General features: G+C 38.4%; 1 protein-coding gene. It reads left to right on the forward strand.

Going from position 1 to position 229, the window contains the following annotated elements:
• Positions 1-229: YjdJ family protein (locus tag SB658_RS28250; protein WP_410603931.1), on the forward strand; the 229-nt coding region annotated here is incomplete at both ends.

Here is a 229-nt window from a genome sequence, read left to right on the forward strand (position 1 = left end):
TGAAGGGAATATTTTTAGTTGTTCAGCTTGGATTTTCTATTATCGTATTTCTGTTTTCAGCTGCTGTTAATTGGTATCAAGGTAGCGAGCTTGTTTCAGATCGATTTGATTGGAACTATACTGCTAAACTCTCCAAACTGCTAAATGGAATTGATGCCGTCAGCAGCCCCAAACAAATCTCACAGCTTGATTTTTTCATCTACTCCGCTAAACACTACCCTGTTATGAG

This window comes from Bacillus sp. SIMBA_008 (genome assembly GCF_046535495.1).
Lineage (GTDB): Bacteria > Bacillota > Bacilli > Bacillales > Bacillaceae > Bacillus > Bacillus subtilis.